Origin of the sequence: Ferruginibacter sp. HRS2-29 (assembly GCF_024343615.1) — a bacterium.
Lineage (GTDB): Bacteria > Bacteroidota > Bacteroidia > Chitinophagales > Chitinophagaceae > Ferruginibacter.
The window spans coordinates 1-26,399 of the sequence record NZ_RJUB01000001.1 but is presented as its reverse complement, the minus strand read 5'-3'; the positions used below and the strand labels follow the sequence as shown (position 1 = coordinate 26,399).

Sequence of the window (26,399 nt, the reverse complement as noted above, 5' to 3'; positions counted from 1 at the left end):
GTGTTGTTTTTGAAAGAGGTAGTAAAACTATATGATGGATTGGAAAATCGGATGTTCTGGATTTGCTTACAAGGATTGGCAGGGGCTTTTTTATCCTTACGATCTTGTGCAGGCTGATTGGTTGCCTTATTATGCCCGGTTCTTTGATACGGTAGAATTGAATGTGAGTTTTTATAAATTTCCTACGGCACGTTTTCTGAAAAACCTGTACAATAAAGTGCCTGAAGATTTCAGTTTCATCCTGAAAGCCCCGAGGGAAATCACCCATACGCGTCAGTTCGTGGAAGTAAATCAACAGTTGGAGCAATTGTATGCAGCCGCAGGCGAAGGACTGTCTGATAAGCTGAAAGGAATATTGTTCCAGTTGCCGCCTTCGTATGATTATACGGAGGAAAGGCTGGACATGATCCTCGATAATATGGATACCGGTTTCACAAACATTCTTGAGTTCAGGCATCGCAGCTGGTGGAATAAACGGGTGATTGCTTCATTGAAACAACGCTCTGTTACTTTCTGCGGAGTAAGTTTCCCTGGCTTGCCGGATGATGTGGTCGTATCAAATGCCGTAGCGTATTACCGCTTTCATGGTGTACCAAAATTATATTATTCCATGTATGAGCAAGGCTTTTTAAGGAACGTGGCGGATACACTGCAAAAGGATCCTGTTGTTGGGCAAGCATTACTACTGTTCAATAATACTGCCACGAGGGCAGCTTTGGAAAATGCTTCTTTCCTCCAGGAATATGCTGCATTTTAAATTTTCGCTCTCACATATTGCTTCGGCCATTCTACATCTATTGATAATTCTTTGGCAGCGTGAAGGGGAAAATAAGTATCCCGCAAAAATTCCCTCGCCATAAATACCATATCAGCTTGGCCCGAAGCGATGATAACTTCCGCTTCAGAAGCAGTAGTGATGAGCCCTACAGCGCCGGTAAGTAAACCGGTCTTTTTTATTGCCTCCGCAAAATCTACCTGGTAAAGCGGCCCGATAGCAATCTTCTGATCACGCGAATTGCCGCCGCTGGAGCAATCGATGAGATCTACAGAGGCATCTTTTAATGCGCCGGCAAGCAATAATGAATCATCCATCGTCCAGCCGCCTTCCACCCATTCGGTGGCCGATATGCGGACAAATAATGGGAGGTTGTAGCCAATTACTTTCCTTACAGCTTCTATGACCTCCAACAGCAGCCTCGTCCGGTTTTCAAACGAGCCGCCATATTCATCCGTTCTTTTATTGCTTAGCGGGGAAAGAAACTGATTGAGCAGGTAACCATGCGCCGCATGTATTTCAAAAACTTTGAACCCTGCATCTATAGCCCGTTGTGCAGCTTTTGAAAAATCGTTGATGCATTGCCGTATGTCTGCCAATGTCATTTCCCGGGGAACAGGTTCTCCATCGGCATAGGGAACAGCAGAGGGTGCCAGGGTGTGCCAGGCACCCTCATCTTCTTTGAGTGCTTTATTGCCCTCCCAGGGAGCATGATGACTGGCTTTGCGCCCGGCATGTGCCAGCTGGATGCCCGGTATGCTTCCGTTTGATGAAATAAAGGAAGTGATGCGTTGCAAAAATTCCACCTGTTCATCCTTCCAGATACCAAGATCTCCGGGTGAGATCCTTCCTTCCGGCGAAACTGCCGTGGCTTCCGTAATGACAAGTCCGGCACCACCTACCGCCTTGCTGCCCAGGTGTACCAGGTGCCAATCGTTGGCAAATCCATCGATAGACGAATACTGGCACATCGGCGAAACTACCAGCCGGTTTTTAAAAGTTATATTTCTTATAGTGAGTGGTTGAAAAAGTGCAGACATATTGAATGTTATTTTTTACAAAAGTAGGTATAAGGTTTAAAGAGTTCAAAAGTTAAAGAGTTCAAAGGTTCAAAAGTTCAAAAGTTCAAAGGTTCAAGAGGATCGAAATGTAAAGAAACGTTTTAAACGTTTTAAACATTTTGAACTTTTGAACTCTTTGCTTTTCTCCGTGGTAAAAGGATTAAATTTATACTCTAAAATTCCAGCTATGAACATGGATCAATTATCCGGATTAATCGGTAAAGAAAATGAAAGCCTGCTTACACATACCTGCGGCACGATTTCGAAAGATCAGCTAATCTTGCCTTCCCCTTCTTTTGTGGATGATATATATGCTTTGTCGAACCGCAATATCCCGGTACTCAATAACCTTTCCAGGATATTCGCCCATGGGCGATTGGGGGGAACGGGTTACCTGTCCATATTACCCATCGATCAGGGGGTGGAGCATAGCGCCGGGGCTTCATTTGCGCCCAACCCGGTTTATTTCGACCCGGAAAACATCCTTCAATTGGCAATTGAAGGCGGCTGTAATGCAGTGGCTACCACATTTGGCGGCCTCGGCATCCTGGCCAGAAAATATGCGCATAAGATCCCTTTCATCGCGAAGCTGAATCACAACGAGCTGCTGACTTATCCCAATAAATTTGACCAGACAATGTATGGCACAGTAGAAGAAGCTTGGAACCTTGGCGCTGCGGCTGTTGGCGCTACTATTTATTTCGGCTCTGCCGAATCAGACAGGCAGATCGTGGAAGTGTCTAAAGCATTTGACAGGGCTCATCAGCTGGGGATGGCAACCATTCTCTGGTGTTACCTGCGCAATGACGCCTTTAAAAAAGACGGAGTGGATTATCATGTTTCCGCCGATCTTACCGGGCAGGCGAATTACCTGGGCGTGACCATACAGGCGGATATCATCAAACAAAAGCTGCCGGAAAACAATGGCGGGTTCAAAGCGATGAGTATGGGTAACAGCAGTTACGGAAAGCTGGATGAACGAATGTACTCGCAACTGGCTTCTGATAACCCGATCGATCTTTGCCGCTACCAGGTAGCCAATTGTTATATGGGCAGGATCGGGTTGATCAATTCCGGAGGTGCATCACAAGGAGATAAAGACCTGAAGGAAGCTGCCATCACTGCTATCATCAATAAGAGGGCAGGCGGTACGGGATTGATATCGGGAAGAAAAGCATTTCAGAAACCGATGAAAGATGGTGTGAAATTGCTGAATACGATACAGGATATCTATGCGGATGATAACATAACAATCGCATAGAAAAATGCAGGTATCAATAGGATGAATAGATTTCTCAGCTCATTTTTACTAGGTAAAAAATTAAATGCAGTTCATGTAAACTTCAATGAAAAAAAATCGGATTTATATAAACTGCATTTTCATTTTGCTTTGCAAAAATCTGCGAAATCCTGAAATCTGTCTGTGATCTGCGATTATCTTAATTACAGTTTATTTTTGTCAATGCTGCTTTCTCATCAAATTGCAAGGTGGTTATACTTTTGAAGACGGTTTTATCAGCTTTGTCTTTACTTTCACCAAACCCTTCTACCAGCAGATTGCCTTTTTTTACAAAAGCCACTTCTCTTACCGATAGCATCCCTTCCGCCCGATAACTGTATTCCGCCACCAATGTATCGCCTGAAAACTTCCCTTTGATAGTTCCGGTATTTTTATCTTTTTCAAAATAATTGTACATCAGTTCGCCGGCAACCACATTGTCATTTATCGTGTAACTCAGTTGCACCGTGTCTTTGCCGCTGATCTTTGAGTAACATTCTTTAATAGGTTCCGAAGGCTTTGTTACCGGCTTTGTTTCCTGGGTTGTTGTTACAGTTTTCTTTTCCTGTTGGTTACAGGCCAGAAGTAATATTGAGCAGGCTGCTATTGTTAAGGGTGATCCGGTCATATGTTTTAAGCTTTTTTAACGCAAACATCATGCCTTTAAAATAAGAAATAGGAATAAAAAATAGGTATAAGAAAGTGGTCAGCGTTTAGAAGCCGGAGTTTCTTATTGCTTATTTTTTATTTCTTATTCTTTCCTTCCTACCGTTTATACATCGGCGCTTCCCGTTGGGGAATCGCCAACCTACCGGTAATGCCTACACGAATATTTTTGTCTTCGTATCAATACAGTCATTTATACAACTAACATTATGAAGAAAATATTTTTACTTTCCTTACTGATCTGCAGCCTTGTTCTGGCGAATGCACAGAACGCTGGTATTGGCACCAACAATCCCGCAGCAAGCTCGATGCTGGATGTGAGCAGCAGCAACAAAGGCTTTTTATTACCGCGTGTTTCGCTTTTAAGCAATACCGATGTTGTCACCATCGCATCACCTGCCATTTCACTGCTGGTGTACAATACAGCCACTGCCGGAAGCGGCGCTGCCAGTATCACTCCGGGCTTTTATTTCTGGAACGGGAATAAATGGATGGCCATTGGTGGCACAACATCGGTAGTGGGTGGCTGGTCTTTAACCGGTAACAATGGCATAAATGCGGCAACAAATTTTCTGGGAACTACGGATAACAATCCATTAAAATTCCGCGTGAATAATTCACACGCTGGGGAAATAAATCCCAATGGCTTAAACTTTAGCCTTGGCCTCAATGCCCTCCCTGATCCGGGGACAGGTCAGGGTAACGTAGCCATTGGTACCAATGCTTTGGCAATATGTACAACCTGCATTGGAAATACTGCGGTAGGATACAATGCACTTAAATCGCAGACCGCGAATGATCTTAACGGATACCGGAATACCGCGATCGGCTACTCGGCTCTGACAACAAATACCACTGGTTTCTGGAACACGGCAACAGGTTCAACCTCTTTATTAAACAATACCACCGGTAGCAGCAACACCGCTACCGGAATGCAGGCGTTAGGGTCCAATACAACAGGAAACAATAATACGGCAGTGGGTTCTTTCGCACTCAATTATAACACGGTTGCCAACAATAATACTGTTATTGGAGCAAAAGCGTTTCAAACCAACAAGATGGGTTTTTCCAACGTTGTAATCGGGAGCTTCGCTGCAGGCCGGATAGCATATGCCAGTAATATTGTTGTGATCGGCGACAGCAGCTTACATGCCCAGAATACTGATCCTTTAAACGGTGCTGATTTTGACGGTACTGTCGCCATCGGCGCAAAAAGCCTGATGAAAAATATTTCCGGGTATGGCAATATAGCGATCGGTTATGAAGCGATGAAAGAAAACGAGACCGGCAAATTCAATGTAGCCATTGGGAGGAAAGCGCTCAAAGAGAACTACGATGGAACAGGCAACCTGGCATTGGGAGATGAAACGATGACCAATAACCAGTCTGGAAACCGGAATACCTCTATTGGTAACAATTCCATGAGTGAACTCTACAACGGCCATGATAATACAGTCCTTGGATACCAGGCTAACCAGAATGCTTACTCCGGAAGCCGCAATGTAGGTATTGGAGCATCGTCACTATTTAACAATGCTAATGGGAATGATAATGTTGCTGCCGGATTTTATTCCTTATCGAAAAATACGAAAGGTTACAGTAATGTAGCCATTGGAACCAATGCGATGGCCTCCAATACTACCGCACACAATACGGTAGCAGTCGGTGATTCCGCCTTGTATTCGCTCCTTAATAATTCTGCCGGCTATAATACTGCTGTAGGGTCAAAATCTCTTTTTAAAAATATTTCCGGTAATTCTAATACAGGCATTGGGTTTCAAACCCTGATGAATAATTCAAGCGGGGACGAAAATACCGCTATCGGAGACAGGGCACTTATTGCAAATACGGGAGGTGATCAAAATACAGCTGTTGGTGTCCGCTCCCTCACAGGTAATGTTACCGGGATGCAAAACACTGCTGCCGGCGTTTCCAGCATGGAATTTAATAACAACGGTGCGTATAATGCTGCATTTGGCCAATCGGCATTACGATTCAATTCCAGCGGTTTTTTTAATACCGCGGTCGGCTCATCGGCCCTTCAGGGCAATCTTGGAGGTTCCAATAATACAGCTGTAGGTTCAAGCGCCTTAAGCAGCAATCAAGGCGGCAGTTCTAATACTGCTATAGGAACGGGTAGCCTTTCTCTAAACCAGGGTGGTGAAGAAAATACTGCACTTGGCATGTCATCCCTCTCATCAAACATTGCAGGCAGTCTCAATGTGGCCCTGGGCAACAAAGCCGCTAAAAATACGAATGCGAGTTATAATGTTGCCGTAGGATATAACAGCCTTACGAATAATACTGCCGGGCTTGCGAACGTAGCAGTGGGTTACCAGGCGCTTCAATACAATGAGATAGGAAATAACAATGTGGCGATCGGTACGAACGCAGGTGTGGGCCAGGGTTTAACTAATTATAATAATTCCGTTGCGGTAGGCTGGCTTTCTACTTATGCGGCACCAAATTATGTAGTGCTAGGTAATTCACAAACGGCGGTGATCGGAGGCATGCAGGAGTGGAGCAAACTGAGCGATGTTCGGTTTAAGAAAAACATTCAGCCGGAGGCTCATGGCCTGGATTTCATACTGAAACTGCAGCCGATCGTTTATAATCTTGATGTGGAAAAACTTAATAATTTTCAATACGGTTCAAAAGGCGATAGCATCACTAAGTTGTTTGCAAAGCAGCAATCCAAAAGGGCAGACCAAAAATTGGTAAGCGGCTTCAGTGCACAACAAGTAGAAGAAGTGGCGAATGCAGTCGGGTATGATTTCAGTGGGGTGAACAAACCGCAAAATGAGAACGATCATTATTCGTTGGCCTATGCCGAATTTGTAGTGCCGCTGGTCAAAGCCGTACAGGAGCAGCAGGTGATGATCACCGATCAGCAAAAACTGATCGCTTCGCAAAAAGAATTATTAGAGAAAATGGAAGCGAGGCTTACAGCTTTGGAAAAGAAATAAGAAATAAGGAATGAAAAATAAGGAATAAGAAAGGAGGTTCATATGACAGCCCACTTTCTTATTCCTCATTATGACTTTAGTACGCCCTCTGGTGGCCGATCGCTTTTTCAAGACTATGGACCAGCTTTTCAGACGCAGCTTTTACTGCTTTGTGTATGGTATCGGCGTGGCTGGTGACTGCTATCGGGTTCAATCCCCTGAGCCGGGCCTCTATCATGGCTTTTTTGTCGTCACCTGCTTCCTTACTTCCGTTCTCATCACTCAGGTGAACTTCCACACGGGTAATCTGTTCATCGAACCTGCCCAATGTATCTTTTAGAACTTCGCTAAAATGAACGATGAGTCCTTCACTTCCTTCAATGTTTTTGTCGGTGTTGATCTGTATCAGCATATCCTTTTTTTTTAATGAAAAATTGATTTGTACCTGTTACAAGGTAGCATTAATGGCTCAAGAATAATGCCAACGAAAACACAATTCAGAATTAAAAATTTCAAATTAAGGATGCAAAAACAGAAAGCCCGTTCAAACAGAACGGGCTCTCATTATTAATTCTTAATTTTTAATTCTTAATTAGTAACGGTACATTTCCGATTTGAAAGGACCTTCTTTGCTCACGCCCAGATATTCAGACTGTGCAGTGGTCAGTTCTTCCAATACCACACCGATCTTCGCAAGGTGCAAACGGGCAACTTTTTCATCCAGGTGTTTAGGTAGTACGTATACTTTGTTTTCGTACTTATCAGTATTTACCCAAAGTTCTATCTGTGCCAGGGTCTGGTTGGTGAATGAGTTACTCATTACGAATGATGGGTGACCGGTTGCGCAACCAAGGTTTACCAGGCGGCCTTCAGCCAGTACGATGATATCTTTTCCATCAATGGTATAAAGATCAACCTGTGGCTTGATGGTGTTTTTAGTATTACCATAGTTTTCGTTCAGCCATGCCATATCGATCTCGATATCGAAGTGACCGATGTTACAAACGATCGCTTTATCTTTCATCACTTTGAAATGTTCGGCAGTGATCAGGTCGCGGCAGCCTGAAGCAGTCACGATGATGTCAGCTTCTTTCACCGCATCGATCATTTTCTTTACTTCAAAACCGTCCATAGCAGCCTGCAAAGCACAGATAGGATCGATCTCGGTAACGATCACACGTGCACCTGCGCCACGCAAAGATTCAGCAGAACCTTTACCCACATCACCATAACCACCAACAACAGCAACTTTACCTGCCATCATTACGTCGGTAGCACGACGGATAGAATCTACCAGGGATTCTTTACAACCGTATTTGTTATCGAATTTAGATTTTGTAACGCTATCGTTCACGTTGATAGCCGGGATAGGCAAAGTGCCTGCGGCCATCCTTTCGTACAAACGGTGAACACCTGTTGTGGTTTCTTCGCTCAAACCCTTAATGTTTGCGATCAGCTCAGGGTATTTATCAAATACGATGTTGGTAAGATCACCACCATCGTCCAGGATCATATTCAACGGACGGTCAGCACCACCAAAGAACAAGGTTTGCTCGATACACCAGTCAGCTTCTTCCTGTGTCTGTCCTTTCCATGCAAATACACCAATGCCTGCAGCAGCAATAGCGGCAGCAGCCTGGTCTTGCGTAGAGAAGATATTACAGCTGCTCCATTTTACTTCGGCACCCAGGGCAACCAGGGTTTCTATCAATACGGCAGTCTGGATCGTCATGTGAAGGCAACCTGCGATGCGTGCACCTTTCAATGGCTGACTTGCTCCATATTCTTCACGAAGGCTCATAAGACCCGGCATTTCTGCTTCAGCAAGCATGATCTCTTTGCGGCCCCATTCAGCAAGGCTGATATCTGCAACTTTGTTTTTCAAAGAAAAATCAATTCCTTTTTCTGTAATTGTTGACATAATTTGTGATTTTTAAAATTAGGCCACAAATGTACTTCAACTAGAATAAAAAACTATGTGAATATTTAACTTCAGGATAAAATGACAGTATATTTACATATTGAAGGATAAAATACTATTGAGATATGAAATCATCTGTTCAAAAAGCCGAAACAACTATCCCGGTTCCGAACCTCGATAAAGCCGACCTGGCGATATTGAAACTGCTGCAGCAGAATGCCCGCATCACGGTAAAGGAGATCTCCGAAAAGATACACCTCAGTACCACGCCGGTGCACGAACGCATCAAGCGGCTGGAACAGAGCGGGGTCATCCGGCAATACGCCGCTTTGCTCGATCATTCCAAAGTCAAAAAGGGGCTCATGGCCATCTGTTATATATCATTGCGGCAGCACAGCAAGACGGCCGGGGTGCAATTCATCAAAGCCATCAATGCCATGCACGAAGTGATCGAATGTTATACCATCAGCGGCGAATTCGACTTCATGCTGAAAGTGGTGACGGAGGATATGAATGCCTATTACGATTTTCACGTGAACAAACTCGGACAGGTAGAAAATCTGGGGCATCAGCAAAGCGTATTTGTAATGGGGGTGGTGAAGGAAACGCACCAATTAATTTATTAACCACGAATTACTGATGGAAGCGGAGAAATGGATCACAGATTTCAAAGGGATGAAGGCGGTTACACAGATTATTTTTAGTTCGTAAAAACAGAAATGCAGTTTGTAAAAATTGTGCCCATCTAAAGAGTACAAGTTTTTACAAACTGCATTTTCATTTCCTGCTTGCAGGAAATAATCTGTGTAATCGCCTTCATCCCTTTGAAATCTGCGATCTTCTTATTTCTTTGGTTGAAAATGCACATCTTCCATCATACATCATCCATTATACGGCGGAGATCAGTAACCAGCGGTGAATTTTTAAAAAGAGAAATGCCACGAATGCACGAATAAACTGCGATAAAAAATTATAGGTATCTCATTCGTGTATTCGTGGCAAGCCGAACGCACCGCAGCGCATTCTTACAACGCTTATCGATTTGTGTAAAAGTTAAAAAAAGTGAAGTTTATCCAATGAATTATAATTTGCCCTATCTTTCAAATCAATAAATAAAATATACATGAAAACTTCTATCGGAGTAGCCATTGTGGCAATCGCTATTATCATTTCTTTTTTCCTGATCGGGAATGCGTATAAGTACAAATTCAAAACCACTGAAAACATTACCGTTACCGGCTCTGCCGAAAAGGATTTCGTGAGTGACCAGATTGTTTGGGAAGGGAATTATACCCGTAAAAACCTGGATCTCAAAAGTGCTTACGCTTCGCTTAAAGAGGATGAGGCAAGGATAAGATCTTACCTGGCACAGAAAGGTGTTTCAGAAAATGAAATGGTGTTTTCTGCGATCAGCATCGATAAGGAATTCAACAACAGGTTCGATGAGAATGGCCGCCAGATAGGAAGCGAATTCACCGGTTACAACCTCAAACAAAGCGTTACGGTGGATTCCAAAAGTATCGATAAAGTAGAAAAGATCTCCCGTGAGATCACCGAGCTCATCGAATCAGGTATCGAACTGAATTCGACTTCGCCATCCTATTATTATACCAAGCTGTCTGAATTAAAGATCGATCTTTTGGCCAAAGCCAGCGCCGACGCTAAGCTGCGTGCGGAAACGATCGCTAAAAATGCGGGGAGTTCTTTAGGGAAGATCAGGAAAGCGACCATGGGTGTGTTTCAGATCACGGGGCAAAACAGCAACGAAGATTACAGTTATGGCGGTGTGTTCAACACCAGCAGCAAAAATAAAACTGCCACGATCACCATGAAGGTTGATTTTGCAGTAGACTAAAAGGTTCAAAAGGTTCAACAGTTCAAAAGTTCAAAAGTTCAAGAGGTTCCAAATGTTATTCGTTAGAATGGCAACGTTTTGAACCTCTTGAACTTTTGAACTGTTGAACCTTTTAAACTTTTGAACCTTTTAAACTGTTGAGCTCATGATATAATCATCCATCACAAATCCATGGCCGATATCCAGCACTTCGGTTTTTGTAATGGTGAAATCATTTCTTTTGTAAAACTGTATCGCTGGATTTTCTTTATTCACATTCAGCTCAAGCGATTTGCCGCCAAGTTTTTTAACGGCATCTTTTACATGTTGCAATAAGGCTTTACCTGTGCCTTTTCCTTGCTGATCGGGAAGGAGATATAATTTATTGAGACGGAAAGTACCGGTGTCGTCATTTACTTTCGGGGAATATGAAGCAAAGCCTGTTGCATTTTCATCATCATTATAAACCAGCACGAACTGGTGTTTCAATTCATCCATCTGTTTTATAAGTGCAGCTTTGCTGTAAATAAGTTCCAGCATGTAGCCGATCTGTTCATCGGTGATGATCCCCTTATAACTCACAGGCCAGATAGTATGTGCCAGGTTGCGGATAATGTCGATATCCGGAATGCCGGCGTTACGGAAGAACATTTACAGGGAGATTATTTTTAGGTTTGGAGCATACATCACCCTTCCTTTCGGATCCTTTGCGATGATGTCGAAAAAGAAAACCTCTTCTCCTTTTTTCAATCGTTCGTTTAAAAAATCAAGCCATTTGGCACTGATCGGCGTGGCGGAAAAACGCTGGGAAGAAAGGCTGGTGGCCGGTATTGCCTTGCCATCTTCTGTTTCTGAAACAGTCATTTGTTTGTATGCCACCTGGTAATTGGTAACAACATACACCACTCCTTTTTCATCCACCACCCGCAATGGCAATGCTAAAGCTTTCAATACATCCTGCCTCGGCAGCACAACCGAATCTTTGTATTGCCCGAGCAGGGTAGACATTTTCGGTACTTTATAAGGTGCTATTTTGGTTTCTTTCGGTTTTGTCTGCGCCTTCAAACCGGTATGGAAAGAGGCCCAGAGCACAACAAGCAACAGATATTTATATTTCATAGAAATTATATTCTTAAAAAAACGAATCTACAAAAAGAAAAATTGTGCGCCCCGTACTTTAACAGCAATTTCAGATTAAAGCCCGGCAAGGCTTTCTTCGATCACTTTTATTTTCGATTCGGCATCAGATTTCTTCTTTTGTTCCAACGCTAGTACATCCGGCCGGGCATTCTGTACAAATTTTTCATTACCCAGCTTTTTCTCTACCGATGCCAGGAAACCTTTCAGATGATCCAGTTCTTTGAGCAGCCCTTCTTTCTGGCCGGTTGTGTTCAAAGGCTGCGGTGTCTGTATGTAAAATTTATCCTTACCCAACACCAGCGTGACTGTTCCTTCTACCGGTTCAAAAATATCATGCACGGCGCTTGCGTTAACCTGTTTTGCCAGCAGCGATTCAATGATGGCATACACGTGTTTATTTTCCGACTGGATATGCAGCACGATGGTCTCTTTCGGTTTCACCTGCTGTTTGTTCCTCACATCCCTGATGGCCGTGATAGTGTCTTTCAGCAGATCCCCATGCTGAAGTATGGGGGTATCGGGAGAAGGATAAGAACGCATTTGTTTCACACAAAGATCATCTGTCCTTTCTTCCAGCTGATGATATAATTCTTCCGAAACGAACGGCATGAACGGGTGCAGCAATTGCATCAGTTCTGAAAAGAAGCCAATTGTTTTTTTATAAACACCTGCATCGATCGGTTGTTCAAAACCAGGCTTAACCCATTCCAGGTACCAGCTACAGAAATCCGTCCAGATCAGGGAATAAACAGATTTCAACGCTTCGCTCAAACGGAACTGTTTCATCAAAGTATCCACTTCAGTACATACTTCTGCCAACCTGTTTTCGAACCAGGAAATCGCAAAGTTGTGAGTTGTAAGATGTGAGTTGTCAGCAATACTTTCGGTGGTCGGTCGTCGGTCGTCCGTCGTCTGCTTTCCTTCCCACATTTTTACCAGCTTGAGCGCATTCCACAATTTATTATTGAAATTCCTTCCCTGTTCCAGCGAGCTTTCATCAAACAACAGATCATTTCCCGCAGGGGATGCTATCATGATGCCAAAGCGTACCGCATCAGCGCCATATTGGTCGATCAGGCCGAGCAGGTCCGGCGAATTGCCCAGTTGTTTGCTCATTTTGCGGCCTTGTTTGTCACGCACCATTCCGGTGAAATAAACATCCTTGAACGGATATTCCTGTTCATATTCATAACCCGCCATGATCATCCTGGCTACCCAGAAAAAGATGATGTCCTGCCCGGTAACGAGGGTGGTGGACGGGTAATAATATTTTACTTCTTCATTGCCCGGGTTGCTGATGCCTTTGAAAACTTCCATGGGCCAGAGCCAGCTGGAGAACCAGGTATCCAGTACGTCTTCGTCCTGGCTTAAGGTGGAATGTTCAAGGTTGAATGTTGGCGATTTTGCTGCGGCTTGTTGCCTGGCTTCAGCTTCTGTAGCGGCTACATAATAATTGCCTTCCTCATCGTACCATGCCGGTATGCGCTGCCCCCACCAGAGCTGGCGGCTGATGCACCAGTCTTTGATATTGTTCAGCCAGTGGCTGTAAGTATTTTTCGCTTTAGCGGGATGAAATTCTATGGTGTCATCCATCACGGCGCTCAAAGACTGCGGATTCTTTTCCAGAAATTTTTTCATGTCGATGAACCATTGCATCGACAATTTGCTTTCGATCACCGCACCCGTTCTTTCGCTCGTACCTACCTGTCCTTTGTAATCTTCTATCCTGATGATCTGTCCCAGTTCTTCCATATCCTGCACGATCTTTTTCCGCAAAGCAAAACGGTCGGTGCCAACATAAGACAGCACCAGTTCCGAAGGGTTTTCCTCCAGCAATTCTTCAGCGGTAAATTTCCCGGTAACATCCAGCGTATCGATCGCTTTCAGGTTATGTTTAAGCCCGAGCATATTATCGTTCTTGTCATGCGCCGGGGTGATCTTCAACGCACCGGTACCAAAATCGGCCGATACATATTCATCGGCGATGATCGGGATCCTGCGGTTGATGATCGGAACGATCACTTCCTTACCAATAAGGCTGGAATAGCGTTCGTCTGCCGGGTTCACACAAATGGCCACATCGCCGAGGATCGTTTCCGGGCGGGTGGTGGCAACAGTGATACCCGGATCGCCATTTTCCAGTTTATAATGAACGAAATATAGTTTTGAATCAACATCTTTAAAGATCACTTCTTCATCACTCAGCGCAGTGAGGCTCACAGGGTCCCAGTTTACCATGCGTTTGCCGCGGTAGATCAGTCCTTTTTCATACAGGTCCACAAATACTTTTATCACCGATGCATAATAATCCTTATCCATGGTGAAGGAAGTGCGGTTCCAGTCGAGGCTACAGCCCAGTTTTTTCAACTGCTGCAAAATGATGCCGCCATATTTTTCTTTCCATTCCCAGGCATACGCCAGGAATTCGTCGCGGGTGAGGGAAGATTTGGTGATGCCCCTTTCGCGGAGCATAGCCACCACTTTGGCTTCTGTGGCAATGGAAGCATGATCGGTGCCCGGTACCCAACAAGCATTTTTGCCCTGCATCCTTGCATGGCGGATAAGGATATCCTGAATGGTATTGTTGAGCGCATGGCCCATATGCAGCACACCGGTCACATTTGGCGGTGGCATCACAATGGTATAAGCTTCCCGGCCATCCGGGGTGCTGTTGAAATAACCTTTATCCATCCAGTGTTTATACCACTTATTATCAATTGCCTGCGGCTCGAAATTCTTTGAAAGTTCCATGAAGCATTACCTTTTTTAAAGTCGACAAAGGTACTGAAGAGAATTACGAATTAAAAATTACGAATTACGAATTGTTCGGCATTGAAGGAAAATTTTAAAATATGTGGCAAATAACTAAAATAGTTAGTAATTTGCGTCGGTGTCATCAAATATCCTGGTGCCTATAAAATTCGTAATTCGTAATTTTTAATTCTTCATTGATTTGTATTGTATAGTAGATATCGAAACCACCGGCGGTTCCGCTTCATCCAGCGGGATTACAGAAGTATCTATATACCGGCACGATGGACATGAAGTGACAGGGCATTATACTACACTCATCAATCCCGGGCACAGGATTCCGGCGCATATCACTTCGCTTACGGGCATCAGTAACGCGATGGTAGCTTCGGCGCCAACCTTTGATGAAGTTGCGGAGAAAATATATGAACTGCTGAGCGGCAATATTTTCATCGCACACAATGTCAATTTCGATTTTTCTTTTTTAAAACATCACCTGCATCAATCCGGGTACAATCTTGTGGTGAAAAAACTCTGCACGGTAAGATTGAGCAGGAAAACATTCACCGGGCTTCCTTCGTACAGCCTGGGCAATCTTTGCCGCAGCCTGCGTATCCCGCTGGAAAACAGGCACAGGGCCGATGGCGATGCCAAAGCGACTGTTTTATTGTTTGAAAAAATTTTGCTGGCCAACGGGCAGGTGTATATCGATGCGATGCTGAAGAAGTCTTCCGGCGAACAATGGCTTCCCATGCAGCTGGATAAAAAAACGATCGATCGGCTGCCATTGAGTGCGGGGGTATACTATTTTCACGATATCAAAGGAAAAGTGATCTACGTAGGCAAAGCCATCAACATCAGGAAGCGGGTGAGCAGTCATTTTACGCACAATGACGCGGCATTGCGGCGGCAGCATTTTTTACGCCTGATAGCAGATATCACGTTTAAGGAATGTGCCAGCGAATTGCATGCCCTGGTGCTGGAAAGCACCGAAATAAAAAGGCTTTGGCCGAAATACAATTACAGCCAGAAGGAACCTTTGCAGAAATTCGGTTTATATAGTTTTGAAGATAACAAAGGGTATCTCCGGCTGGCGATCGATAAAAAGAAGAATAACCTGCCGGCGTTGTGCCAGTTCAACCTGTTATACGATGGCATTACTTTACTGCGCAAAATGGCGGAGCAGTTTGCGCTTGATCTCCGGTTATGCCACATCGATAAAACCGTTTTTACAATGGAAGAACTGGATGAGCTCGATCCCCCGATGATCTACAACCAGAAGGTGGTGGCGGCTTTGCAGGAATTGCAACGGCAATTGCCCACATTTGCCGTGATGGAAACCGGAACAAAAAAAGACGAGCTGCTTTGCCTGCTGATGGAGAAAGGAAGCTTTTGGGGAATGGGGTACATCGACCGGCAGTTGAAAGACGCACCGGTAGACCTGTTGAAAGAAAAATTACAGCCTTACACAGATAATAATTTCATACGGAATAGCCTGTATGCTTATGTGGAAGCCAATCCTGCCAAACGGGTTTCGTATACCTTTTAACCGCAGAGAATTGAGAAAGCGGAGTTTACGCAGAGAAATGTTTTTAATCTCTGCGTAAACTCTTTTAACTCCTGTTCTCCGCGGTTAAAAGCCTGCTGCTGATCGATAAAATCTTTTTGTTTTCACAAATTCCACTATTTTCGCAGCCCTCGAAAAATCAACATAAAATAAAAAAATATTCATACATGTTCGCACAATTGATCGCACAGAAGTTATCCATCAAACCCTCCCAGGTAGAAACGGTTTTGCAGTTGCTGGAAGAAGGCAGTACCATTCCTTTCATCGCCCGCTACCGCAAAGACATGACGGGTGCATTGGATGAGGTAGAGATCCAAAAGATCCAGGAAGAAAATAAAGGAATGAATGAATTTGCCGAGCGAAAGGCTTTCATCGAAAAGACCATCACCGAGCAGGGAAAAATGACGGAAGAGTTACAGGCAAAAATAAATGCCGCCGTCACTATTTCGCAGCTGGAAGACCTGTACTTACCGTACAAACAAAAACGCAAGACCAAAGCTGTAACGGCGAGGGAAAACGGGCTTCAGCCACTGGCGGATATGTTGCTGGCGCAAAAAGATATCGATCTTGAAAAAGAAGCGGGGGCATTCCTCAATGAAAAAGTGCTGACAACGGATGCTGCTTTGCAGGGGGCACGCGATATCATTGCAGAGCAGGTGAATGAAGATATTACCGTGAGGGAAAAGATGAGAAAATTATTCGAGCGGGATGCTTCCCTCAAAAGTACCGTCATTACGGAAAAGGAAGCGGAAGCTGCAAAATATAAAGACTACTTTGCCTTCGACGAACGCATCGCTACGGTGCCATCACATCGTACATTGGCGGTGTTGCGTGGTTTCCTGGAAGGTTATCTCCGCATCGCGATAGAGCCGCAGGAAGAGACCGCGTTGGAGATCATCGAAGAATTGTACATCAAGGGCATGAGCAATTGTAATGAACAACTGCGGAAAGCGATCAGGGACAGTTATCGCCGTTTGCTGCAGCCAAGTCTTGAAACCGAGTTCCGCACTGCATTGAAGACAGCTGCTGATGAAGAGGCGATCAATGTATTTGCGGAAAATCTTCGCCAGCTTTTATTGAGCGCTCCTTTGGGAAGTAAAAAAATACTGGCGATCGATCCCGGATACCGCACCGGATGTAAAGTGGTTTGCATAGATGAAAAAGGGGAGTTGCTGAAAACCGATCTTATTTATGTACATGAAAAAAATCATCGCCTGCAGGATGCGGAACATACCATCCGTTCACTCGTGAAACAATTTGATATCGAAGCATTCGCCATCGGCGATGGTACGGCCGGCAGGGAAACCGAACAGTTTGTAAAAGGGCTGCAGCTTGGGTTGCCTGTTTACCTGGTAAATGAAGATGGTGCCAGCATTTACAGTGCTTCGGAGATCGCCCGCCAGGAATTTCCCGACCAGGATATTACAATCCGTGGTGCGGTGAGTATCGGCAGAAGATTGATGGATCCGCTGGCCGAACTGGTAAAAATCGATCCGAAAAGTATCGGGGTAGGGCAATACCAGCACGATGTGAACCAGCCGAGATTGAAAGAGCGTCTCGATCAGACCGTTATGAGCTGTGTGAATAGTGTTGGGGTGAATGTAAATACAGCGAGCAAGCACCTGTTGAGTTATGTGAGTGGTATCGGCAGCACCATTGCCGATAACATCATCAATTACCGCAGGGAACAGGGAAAATTCACGAGCAGGAAAGAATTATTGAAAGTGCCGAGGCTTGGTGGTAAAGCGTTTGAGCAATGTGCGGGATTTTTGCGCATACCCGGTGCAAAGGATGTGCTCGATTCAAGTGCGGTGCATCCGGAGGCTTATTCGCTGGTGCAGGCAATGGCGGCCGACCTCAACGTGGCGGTAAATGATATGATCGGCAATGAAAATTTATTAAAAGATATTTCAGTAAAAAAATACATCAGTGAATCATTTGGTGAACATACCATCAAAGACATCCTGGCAGAGTTGAAAAAGCCGGGCCTCGATCCGCGTAGTGGCGTGCAGTTGTTTGAATTCGCCCAGATATTTTCTATCGAAGATGTACATGTGGGAATGGAAGTGCCGGGCATTGTGACCAATCTTACACGCTTTGGGGCGTTTGTGGATATTGGTGTAAAACAGGATGGGCTGGTACATGTATCGGAAATAGCACACAAATACATCCAGGATCCGGGAGAAGTATTGAAGCTGAATCAGCAGGTAAAAGTAAAAGTGATGGAAGTAGATGTGGCAAGGAAAAGGATCGCGTTATCCATCAAGCAGACCGAAGCTGCACCTGCACATTCGCAGGGAGGAGCAAGGCCGAGACAAAATCAATTTGCAAAACCTGCTGCGAAAGCAGAAGCACCTGCCGGCACGATGAGTGATGCGTTAGCGGCATTAAAGCTCAGGTTCAAAAACTAAAACAATGTATGATGTATGATGTATGATGTATGATTTCTTTCTGTTGAGGCGACCAGCATTTTGGAAAGTCTTAACCAGTTGAATAAACCACATCATACATCATACATCATACATCATATATCATAGATCATACATCTCACATCATACATTCCTTCTACGCTTTTTTCTTTCCTCCAAAGTTCTTGGAAAGGCCTATCGATACTGTCTTTCCGAAGTTTATATTGAACGAGTTATTACCCGGTCCGCTCTTTGGATCATTGTTGTTGTAAGAGATACCACCCACATTGAAGTTAAGTCCGAAGCTGTTCTTCAGGTTGATGAAGACAGCAGGAAAAAGATTTACCCCGAGTGTGTTTCCTTCCGCCGTAGTAGTCGTTACATTTCCCGAGGTGAGTTTGCTCTTGTAACCGCCATATACGCCCTGCAGTTGTCCGTACACTGCAAAAATATTCGACAGCGGTTTCGTGTAACGAATGAAAGGCCCTGCCGCAAAGGAATTGTTTTTGCTATCATTGATACCATTTTCATTTTTGGAAGAGTTCAATGCTGCGGTGATACCTGCGGTCCAGTTGTCGTTGAACTGGTAACCTACATAAGGATTAAAACTGATAGAGTGACTTTTAACATCAGAGTTTTCCACTTTGTTGCTACTGAAATCAACGTCTCCACCTACCAATACAGTTCCGGATTGCGCTTTTGCGCCAAAGAAAGAGGCCACTATCAAGGCGCTCATTAGTACTTTTTTCATATTTGGTTAAATTTAGAACACAAATGTATAAGCGGAAAAAATCAGCTGGAAAATTTGAAAATGCCTTTAAGAAAAATTTAGCTTTTGTAATTTTAGGATTTCTTTCAAATCCTTACCTATAAAGGGTTTCAGGAAACGCTGCTTTTGATTTTCAGTTTAACAAATAGGCTGAAGATGAAACTAACGGTTAGGGGTAGACTAAAATATTTAGAGATCATTTATGAGTAGTATTGCCACGAATGCACGAATACGATCAGGTATTATATTCAAGACAATTATTTGAGTATCCTTGGCAATATGTTACGTACAGGTAACGCCATCATACAATCAGGTCTTGTAAAATCTTTATAAATGAATCCCGCCCGATCATCTTCGCGCCAAGGCTTTGCAGGTGTGCGGTATAGACCTGGCAATCGATGAGCCGTACGTTTTCCTGTTGTAGCTGCTGTATGTATTTTATAAAAGCAAATTTGCTGGCATTGCTCACATGGCTGAACATGCTTTCTCCAAAAAACACATCGCCAAGGCGGATGCCATATAATCCTCCAACGAGTTTACCATCAAGCCAGGCTTCGGCGCTGTGCGCAAATCCTTTTTCATGCAGGGTAGTATAGGCCTTTTGTACATCGGGCGATATCCAGGTTCCGTGCTGGCCTTCGCGGTAAGTAGTTTTGCAGTTTTCAATCACTTCTGCAAATGCGGTGTTCACGGAGAATGTAAATGAATTGTTCTTTAGCAGGGATTTCATGCTTTTGCTCACTTTCAACTCTCCGGGAAACAATACGAACCGTGGGTCGGGGCACCACCAGCAGATCGGTTCATCTTCGTTGTACCATGGAAAGATCCCTTGCCGGTAAGCAAGCAGCAGACGTTCTGTGCTCAGGTCGCCACCGATCGCAAGCAATCCGTCTTCATCCGCTGATTGTACAGGGGGAAAAATGATTCGTTGATCTAAAAGATACATGGAGTAAAGTTAGCCTGCTATCACTTCAATCGTTGCGCCTATCTTCCGGTCGGTGATAGCATCGCATTGAGGCTTGAGTTCATCGTAGCTGCCGTTTTTTACGGCGTACTTTCCTTTGGTGTGAATGAGCATGGCACATTGTTCGGCCTGTTCCTGTTGATGGCCACATATTTCTATCAGGGTTTCAATTACCCATTCGAAAGTATTGACCTCGTCATTCCATACTACCAGCGAGTAATTGCTTTCCGTTTCGGTGAGCACATCCACATCGCTGTCGGGCGCCAGATCAGGATTATATGTTGCGGTAAAATTCATGCTGTTTTGCAAAACTAGTATTTTCTGTGTTTTAAAACGCAAAAAAACAAGGAATATTAAGAGCAATGTTACTTGAAAAAGTTAAGCCCTTTCGACCGGTGCCACTGCAGCCATTGCATGGTAAAACGCAGTACGGCTTCGGTTTTTGTCCTAAAATATTGCCTTTCAGGCATTTTAAAATGATACCAGTCAAAAAATCCATCGTCTTTCGTTTCTGGTTTCACCTGGTAAAATACCCCATATTCTTCACCTTTCTCAGTTTGCCTAGATGAAGTGACACGGAATGAATAACTGAATCCGGTTATCACATATAAATAATTATTAAAGTCTTCGTCGCATTTGAAGAAATCGAGCATTTCCATTGTTATAAAATATTAGCGGGATGATAAAATGAAAACCTCTTTCCCTGGTGGAACGGAGGCAAGAATCGGCTGTTCGAAATCACATAATACGTGCCAAATGTAGGGAGGAAAATTAACCGGACTTGAATGTGGATATTATGAAAATGTAAATATTCGAATTGTTGAAATCTTCTTTCAAAGAAGGGACTCATGAGAATTTGCAGAATGGGTTTTGGCTGTTTTGTGGATTTTTTTACCGATATTATGCAACTAAATAAGTCCCACCATCTGTGAGGCTTTAGAGTTCGCGGGCTCGAACCGCGGACCTTCTGCTTATAAGGAGTAGTTATAATGGTTTGATGTGGTTTCATCTGTTTTCATTTGATTGCTCATAAACAAGTTGCATTTATTACAAAATCGTATTGTTTTAGATAAAACCGCATTTTGAGTTCAAATTGCGTGTAAATTTTTCATTACTTTATTGCATGAAAGGGGCTCATTTTGTGTAAAGATTTCCCTCGATACAAGAAGGGCAAAAGCGGATGGCACTTATTCGCTAATCTTACGGTTAGTCACAAATGGCCTATGTAGGCTATTGTTTCAATCAGTATTTGATTGCGAACATGGACTCAACCAGTTTCAAAAACTTATTTCCCCTGTATTGGCCACCAAGAGTTGTATATTAAAATAATAATATTTATTATTACCAAATGGGCAACAAAAGGATGCCAATAAGAAATATCATATGTTGGATAGTATGCAGCTTGGTTTTTATCAGCTGTCAGACTCTATTTTCCAGCGCTGGAAGGACGATAGAAAAACAGAGTTCGGAGGCTGGAAATCTTGATAGTTTTTATTCAAGTCTGCAAAAACGGTATAAACTGATTGTCGCCTATTACCCGCATAATCCATCAATGGCAGCACAGGTGGATCAGCAGCGGTTTGTTTTCTGTTATAATTCATCATCACAATGTACTGGCTATATATATACAAAACGGATGATTCAGATGTTGAATAACATAAAGAAAAATCGAATAGACAGTATCGTTGTGCCTCGGATGCCGCTGAAGCAGTTTTAAAACTATTTAAGGAATCAAAAGGATGGAACTTAAATTATAATGATGCGAACGATGATAGCTTGCAGAACGATTGTTTCTATAAAACGCATAAACAATGTTTCATCTTGCATGGCGAAACATATCAGGCAGCTTTTATTTATAAAAATCGGCAGGCTATCTCGCTATTGTATGCACCGGATCGGTATGAAAAGGAATGTTGCCAGGGTAATATTAACAGGCAGAAATTTTTGGCTATAAAATTAGTAATGGATGCTGCATTTAAAAAGGCTGGATTAGAACTTAACCCTAAGCCGTAGCTTCCTGCCATTTCGAGGTAAGTTGACTATTTAAGGTGTCGGATGTTAATACTTAATTGATCATAGAATAATCGCTTGTTAGGTAACAAGAGCTTGATAGGCTTCGATTGATAATAAACCTTCTATTTCATCAGGCTTTATCAGTTCAATCTTTATCATCCACCCTTTATCAAAAGGGTCAGAGTTTACCCAAGCGGGGTTTAGCCAGAGCGGTTTATTAATCTCGATGACTTTGCCTGAAACGGGCATAAAGAGATCGCTCACCGTTTTGAGCGCTTCGATAGAACCAAAGATGTCACCTTGCTTAAATATTTTCCCGGTGTCTGGTAAATCAACAAATACGATTTCTCCTAACTCGCTCTGCGCAAAATCTGTGATGCCTATCGTGCCTATCGTATTCTCAACGTTGAGCCATGTATGCTCACGATGGTATTTTACATTGCTTGGAAAATTCATATAAACGTATAAGAAAGTCTGTTAAAATCCTTGTCTTAGCATCGTCGCATATTCATTCGGCAAAGGGCTGTCCTCAACCGCTTTTGCGGCCTTTTCTACATCGTATTTGAACCGAATAAATTTAGCCTGGATGCTGTCTTTGTCCGTTATGCCGCTATTCTCTTTAAGGGTCAGCATCACATACCCGCCTTCGGGGTTACTGTCTTTGGGCTTACCGATAGATCCGATATTGATAGCGTGCCTGTAATGCGCCGGCTGCCCCTCCTGGGCGCTATTCAAAATACGGTGGTAGGGCTTATGGGTATGACCGAAACACATCACATCAGCATCCGCTGTTTCCATGATCCGCAACATGCTTTTTTCTTCGCGGTCTTCAAACAAGTATTCATTAATCTTGCGAGGACTGCCATGTACCAGCAGCAGGTTGAGCTTGTCCTCGTTCAGTTGAAACTCGACTTTGATATGTGCGGGCAATGTTCTTAGATAAGCCCGTTCTTCATCTTTCATGATACTGTTGGTATAGGAAATAGAAATCTTCCCCATGTCCTTTTCTTCATCCGTTTTATAGGCACACCCGCAATCATTGCTCATGCGTCCAATGCCAAAATCGTAATTGCCTGCAATCGTTGGAATACGACGCTTGCGGATTTCATTGACGACTTCATTCGGCCAAATGTTATAGCCGACAAGATCACCCAGACAGTAAATCATATTGGGCTGGCGGCTCTCAACATCAACAAAGAAAGCCTCCAGGGCGGGCAGGTTTGCATGTATATCGGAAAAAAGTGCAATTTTCATGATGGTTGTATTTCAGGTGATGAATAATATTTTTTACGCAGCCAGAAGGCCACATTCACAAGCCCTATGAGTGCCGGAACTTCGACGAGTGGGCCTATCACCCCCGCAAAGGCCTGGCCGCTGTTGATTCCAAAAACACCGATGGCAACGGCAATCGCCAGTTCAAAATTGTTGCCTGCAGCCGTAAAGGCGATGGAAGCGTTTTGCGAATAATCAGCGCCCATTTTTTTGCCCACAAAGAAGCTGACCAAAAACATAATCGCAAAGTAGATCGCAAGCGGAATTGCAATACGGATCACGTCAAAAGGGATTTGAACGATCAGGCTGCCTTTCAGACTAAACATGATAACAATGGTAAACAGCAAGGCTATTAAGGTGATCGGAGAAATGATTGGAATAAACCTGGTGTTGTACCATTCTTCCCCTTTCAATTTTACGAGAGCAAAGCGGCTGACAACACCTGCCGCAAAGGGTAATCCGAGATAAAGAGCGACACTTTTTGCAATCTCGCCAATGGTAATATCGACGTTAAAGCCCTTTAAACCGAATAATGGCGGCAACACGGTTATAAAGACATAGGCATAAACACTATACAGCAACACTTGAAAAATACTATTCAAAGCAACCAACCCTGCTGCATACTCCCTGTTGCCTTCGGCAAGTTCGTTCCACACGATGACCATTGCGATACAGCGGGCAATTCCGATGAGAATAAGGCCGATCATATATTCAGGGTAATCGTGCAGAAAGGTAATCGCTAAGAAGAACATCAGGATGGGGCCAATGATCCAATTCAATAAAAGCGATGCGCCGAGAATTTTAGTATTCTTAAAAACTTGCCCAATCTTTTCATAGCGCACTTTGGCAAGTGGCGGGTACATCATCAGGATCAATCCAATAGCAAGCGGAATATTGGTGGTGCCGCTTGAATAGGAATTGATGAACTCCGGTGCTGTCGGGATAAAGTACCCAATGGCTACACCGAGCGCCATTGCGGCAAATATCCACAATGTTAGGAATCGGTCGAGGAAGCTTAGTTTTTTTCTATTGTGCGCCGGTGCGCAATTATTTGCTGACATTTTTTATATTTTCAGGTTAGTTGCAACAATCCGTCCCGCAACACGGCGCTTTTTCTGTTAGTGGTTTTTCTGCATAGACCGTCACGCTGAATATGCCCGTACTTCCCGCCTTGAAAGCCGCCAATTCTTCGGCATTTAGATATTTGGAGAGGATGTCATCAGGGATCACAATGGCCTTTTCTTTTTGCACGGTAATATTGGTAAAACCATTGGCCGTAATAAGGCCGAAATAATCTTCTTTCTGAATGGCCCCCGATACGCAGCCTGCATACATTTCGGCTGCTTCTTGCAAGGCTTTGGGTAGGTTGCCTATTAACACAATATCGGAAATGCTGAAATGGCCGTTTGGTTTTAATACCCGATAAATATCTTTGATAACGGCATACTTATTCGGTACTAAGTTAAGGACACAATTGCTGACGATGACATCAGCGGTATTGGCATCCACTGGCATATTCTCAATATCGCCCTGGCGGAAATCGATATTTGTAAAGCCGAGCGTTTGAGCATTTGCTTTTGCCTTTTCAATCATGGCAGGCGTAAAATCAATCCCGATAATCTGGCCTTCTTCACCCGCTTCAGCACGAGCAATAAAGCAGTCATTCCCTGCTCCACTTCCTAAGTCGATAACCGTATCGCCTTTTTTGATCTTGGCAAATTGGGTCGGCAATCCGCAGCCTAAGCCTAAATCAGCATCCGGGTTATAACCACCTAATTCATCGTAACTCTCGCTCATGATATTATAGACTTCTGTCGAGCAACAGGTAGAGCCGCAGCACGATGCCTGATTAGCTTCTTTGGCTTGTAAAGCGATTTCACTGTATTTCTGTTTTACAAGATTTTTGATGTCGTTTTCTGTTTGCATGGTATATCCTTTTAATTGATTGTAATATTGCGATTAATGAGGTCAAAAAAAATCAACAGCACTTAGGATCGGTAGCCACTTCCTTGAAGAACAAAGTAAATAGGCTTTTATACTTCTTCCACATTTTAGGCTCGATGCAATAGCATGTGTTCACGCCTTCAATACTGCCCTGTATCAGCCCGATGTTTTTAAGTTCCTTTAAATGTTGCGAGGTCGTCGCCTGGGCTAATCCTAATTCTTCTACTAAATCCCCACAGACACAGGCATTTTTTTTGACCAGATATTGCAGGATGGCAATTCGGGCTGGATGGCCTATAGCTTTGGCCATAGCTGCCATATCGTTTTGCTCTTTGGTGAATAAATCTGTTTTTGTCAGTCCCATATCAAATCCTTTGTATCGCAATATTACGATTAATGTTTAACATGTCAATATTATTGTTTATTTCCGCATCAGTATAAAAAAAAGGGGCTAACTGTAAAAACAGTACCCCGGTTAATCCGTACCCTATGAAAACTAGCGTGAAAGTAATTGTAATTCAGCTCATATCAGATTTTTCGCAACAATTTATGAACCGTACTTTTATATCCTCAATATCACAAGATTTAATAAGTGGGTTTGGGCTGAATACGTCTGATTGGTCAGCAAAAAAATATCTTAAAAACTGCGGCAAATAAAAAAGGGTTTCAAACTCAATCGTCTGAAACCCTTATCTGTAGTGTGGGAGTTCGCGGGCTCTAACCGCGGACCCTCCCGCATTGAAATGCGGGATGATCTAATCAACTGTGCCGGTAGTATTGATGAGTTTTTGTATTCTTGATCGGCTTTTCCACTTCTTTACCTCTCGCTCACGGGCATATGCCAAATTTTTGGTCTCGTGTTTTTCGTGATAAACAATTATCCAATCGCCCCGACCACCGGTAAATCCTTTATGATTTGAATTGTGTTTGGCAAGACGATTAGCAAGAAGATCGCTGGTGTGTCCTATATAAAATTTATCAAGGGAGGAAGAGTATAAAGTATAAAAATAAAACATGACAGTCTTGTGAATTAAAGCCCGCAATATGTGAAGCTATTGATGGTATCACGAGGCTCGAACTGCGGATTCTC

The 26,399-nt window shown here is 43.6% G+C and carries 24 protein-coding genes; 7 read left to right on the top strand and 17 right to left on the bottom strand.

Translation table 11 applies throughout. The features are described from left to right. Nucleotides 1-34: 34 nt before the first annotated feature. Complete coding sequence (locus tag EGI32_RS00120; RefSeq protein ID WP_255153282.1) at nt 35-757, top strand: DUF72 domain-containing protein; 723 nt, start codon at nt 35-37, stop codon at nt 755-757. On the opposite strand, the gene EGI32_RS00115 is transcribed toward EGI32_RS00120, so the two are convergent. Continuing rightward, nucleotides 754-1,815 (bottom strand): NADH:flavin oxidoreductase/NADH oxidase, encoded by a 1,062-nt coding sequence (locus tag EGI32_RS00115; RefSeq protein WP_255153280.1) that lies wholly within the window; start codon nt 1,813-1,815, stop codon nt 754-756. The genes EGI32_RS00120 and EGI32_RS00115 overlap by 4 nt on opposite strands. 208 nt (nt 1,816-2,023) lie before the next feature. Here EGI32_RS00115 and EGI32_RS00110 point away from each other — a divergent pair, with 208 nt between their 5' ends. Next, complete coding sequence (locus tag EGI32_RS00110; protein ID WP_255153279.1) at nt 2,024-3,097, top strand: class I fructose-bisphosphate aldolase; 1,074 nt, start codon at nt 2,024-2,026, stop codon at nt 3,095-3,097. 178 nt (nt 3,098-3,275) lie between these two features. Here the strand turns inward: EGI32_RS00110 and EGI32_RS00105 are convergent, their stop codons facing one another. Next, a complete protein-coding gene (locus EGI32_RS00105; RefSeq protein ID WP_255153278.1) occupies nt 3,276-3,743 on the bottom strand; it encodes a hypothetical protein in 468 nt (155 codons plus the stop codon). A gap of 247 nt (nt 3,744-3,990) precedes the next feature. On the opposite strand from EGI32_RS00105, the gene EGI32_RS00100 reads away from it, so the two are divergent. Continuing rightward, a complete protein-coding gene (locus tag EGI32_RS00100) occupies nt 3,991-6,747 on the top strand; it encodes a tail fiber domain-containing protein (RefSeq protein WP_255153277.1) in 2,757 nt (918 codons plus the stop codon). 76 nt (nt 6,748-6,823) lie between these two features. Here EGI32_RS00100 and EGI32_RS00095 read toward each other — a convergent pair whose 3' ends face one another. Both EGI32_RS00095 and ahcY read right to left on the bottom strand, forming a co-directional pair. Further along, complete coding sequence (locus EGI32_RS00095; protein WP_255153276.1) at nt 6,824-7,138, bottom strand: HPF/RaiA family ribosome-associated protein; 315 nt, start codon at nt 7,136-7,138, stop codon at nt 6,824-6,826. Nucleotides 7,139-7,318: 180 nt separating this feature from the next. Beyond that, entirely contained in the window at nt 7,319-8,647 is a 1,329-nt protein-coding gene (ahcY, locus tag EGI32_RS00090) for an adenosylhomocysteinase (protein ID WP_255153275.1), read from the bottom strand. 125 nt (nt 8,648-8,772) lie between these two features. Between ahcY and EGI32_RS00085 the strand changes: the two genes are divergently transcribed. Together EGI32_RS00085 and EGI32_RS00080 are read left to right on the top strand one after the other, a co-directional pair. After that, nucleotides 8,773-9,273: an Lrp/AsnC family transcriptional regulator gene (locus tag EGI32_RS00085; RefSeq protein ID WP_255153274.1), complete on the top strand. Its 501-nt coding sequence runs from the start codon at nt 8,773-8,775 to the stop codon at nt 9,271-9,273. A 497-nt stretch (nt 9,274-9,770) separates the two neighbouring features. Then, entirely contained in the window at nt 9,771-10,502 is a 732-nt protein-coding gene (locus EGI32_RS00080; protein WP_255153273.1) for an SIMPL domain-containing protein, read from the top strand. A 129-nt stretch (nt 10,503-10,631) separates the two neighbouring features. Here the strand turns inward: EGI32_RS00080 and EGI32_RS00075 are convergent, their stop codons facing one another. From EGI32_RS00075 to EGI32_RS00065, 3 genes are all read right to left on the bottom strand, one after another. Next, entirely contained in the window at nt 10,632-11,132 is a 501-nt protein-coding gene (locus EGI32_RS00075) for a GNAT family N-acetyltransferase (protein WP_255153272.1), read from the bottom strand. Then, the gene (locus tag EGI32_RS00070) at nt 11,133-11,600 is read right to left on the bottom strand and encodes a hypothetical protein (protein ID WP_255153271.1); all 468 of its coding nucleotides are present in this window, start codon (nt 11,598-11,600) and stop codon (nt 11,133-11,135) included. 75 nt (nt 11,601-11,675) lie between these two features. Next, a complete protein-coding gene (locus tag EGI32_RS00065) occupies nt 11,676-14,372 on the bottom strand; it encodes a valine--tRNA ligase (RefSeq protein WP_255153269.1) in 2,697 nt (898 codons plus the stop codon). 202 nt (nt 14,373-14,574) lie between these two features. On the opposite strand from EGI32_RS00065, the gene EGI32_RS00060 reads away from it, so the two are divergent. Both EGI32_RS00060 and EGI32_RS00055 read left to right on the top strand, forming a co-directional pair. Next, complete coding sequence (locus tag EGI32_RS00060; protein WP_255153266.1) at nt 14,575-15,921, top strand: exonuclease domain-containing protein; 1,347 nt, start codon at nt 14,575-14,577, stop codon at nt 15,919-15,921. Between the two features lie 185 nt (nt 15,922-16,106). After that, nucleotides 16,107-18,350 (top strand): Tex family protein, encoded by a 2,244-nt coding sequence (locus EGI32_RS00055; protein ID WP_255153263.1) that lies wholly within the window; start codon nt 16,107-16,109, stop codon nt 18,348-18,350. Nucleotides 18,351-18,504: 154 nt separating this feature from the next. Here the strand turns inward: EGI32_RS00055 and EGI32_RS00050 are convergent, their stop codons facing one another. From EGI32_RS00050 to EGI32_RS00005, 10 genes are all read right to left on the bottom strand, one after another. Further along, complete coding sequence (locus tag EGI32_RS00050) at nt 18,505-19,098, bottom strand: porin family protein (RefSeq protein WP_255153261.1); 594 nt, start codon at nt 19,096-19,098, stop codon at nt 18,505-18,507. A gap of 319 nt (nt 19,099-19,417) precedes the next feature. Continuing rightward, complete coding sequence (gene aat / locus EGI32_RS00045; RefSeq protein ID WP_255153260.1) at nt 19,418-20,062, bottom strand: leucyl/phenylalanyl-tRNA--protein transferase; 645 nt, start codon at nt 20,060-20,062, stop codon at nt 19,418-19,420. Between the two features lie 9 nt (nt 20,063-20,071). Beyond that, on the bottom strand, nt 20,072-20,377 hold the full coding sequence (locus tag EGI32_RS00040; protein ID WP_255153259.1) for an ATP-dependent Clp protease adaptor ClpS: 306 nt from the start codon (nt 20,375-20,377) through the stop codon (nt 20,072-20,074). 68 nt (nt 20,378-20,445) lie between these two features. After that, nucleotides 20,446-20,739, bottom strand: coding sequence for a hypothetical protein (locus EGI32_RS00035; RefSeq protein ID WP_255153258.1), 294 nt, complete (start codon nt 20,737-20,739; stop codon nt 20,446-20,448). A gap of 1,432 nt (nt 20,740-22,171) precedes the next feature. Continuing rightward, the gene (gene gcvH, locus EGI32_RS00030) at nt 22,172-22,549 is read right to left on the bottom strand and encodes a glycine cleavage system protein GcvH (protein ID WP_255153257.1); all 378 of its coding nucleotides are present in this window, start codon (nt 22,547-22,549) and stop codon (nt 22,172-22,174) included. A gap of 21 nt (nt 22,550-22,570) precedes the next feature. Beyond that, nucleotides 22,571-23,347 (bottom strand): metallophosphoesterase, encoded by a 777-nt coding sequence (locus EGI32_RS00025; RefSeq protein ID WP_255153256.1) that lies wholly within the window; start codon nt 23,345-23,347, stop codon nt 22,571-22,573. Further along, on the bottom strand, nt 23,344-24,426 hold the full coding sequence (gene arsB / locus EGI32_RS00020; RefSeq protein WP_255153255.1) for an ACR3 family arsenite efflux transporter: 1,083 nt from the start codon (nt 24,424-24,426) through the stop codon (nt 23,344-23,346). The genes EGI32_RS00025 and arsB overlap by 4 nt, the downstream gene beginning before the upstream one ends. Nucleotides 24,427-24,442: 16 nt before the next feature. Then, the gene (locus tag EGI32_RS00015) at nt 24,443-25,291 is read right to left on the bottom strand and encodes an arsenite methyltransferase (RefSeq protein ID WP_255153254.1); all 849 of its coding nucleotides are present in this window, start codon (nt 25,289-25,291) and stop codon (nt 24,443-24,445) included. Nucleotides 25,292-25,343: 52 nt separating this feature from the next. After that, nucleotides 25,344-25,673, bottom strand: coding sequence for a helix-turn-helix transcriptional regulator (locus tag EGI32_RS00010; protein WP_255153253.1), 330 nt, complete (start codon nt 25,671-25,673; stop codon nt 25,344-25,346). 391 nt (nt 25,674-26,064) lie between these two features. Continuing rightward, a complete protein-coding gene (locus EGI32_RS00005) occupies nt 26,065-26,325 on the bottom strand; it encodes a GIY-YIG nuclease family protein (RefSeq protein WP_255153248.1) in 261 nt (86 codons plus the stop codon). Nucleotides 26,326-26,399 lie beyond the last annotated feature (74 nt).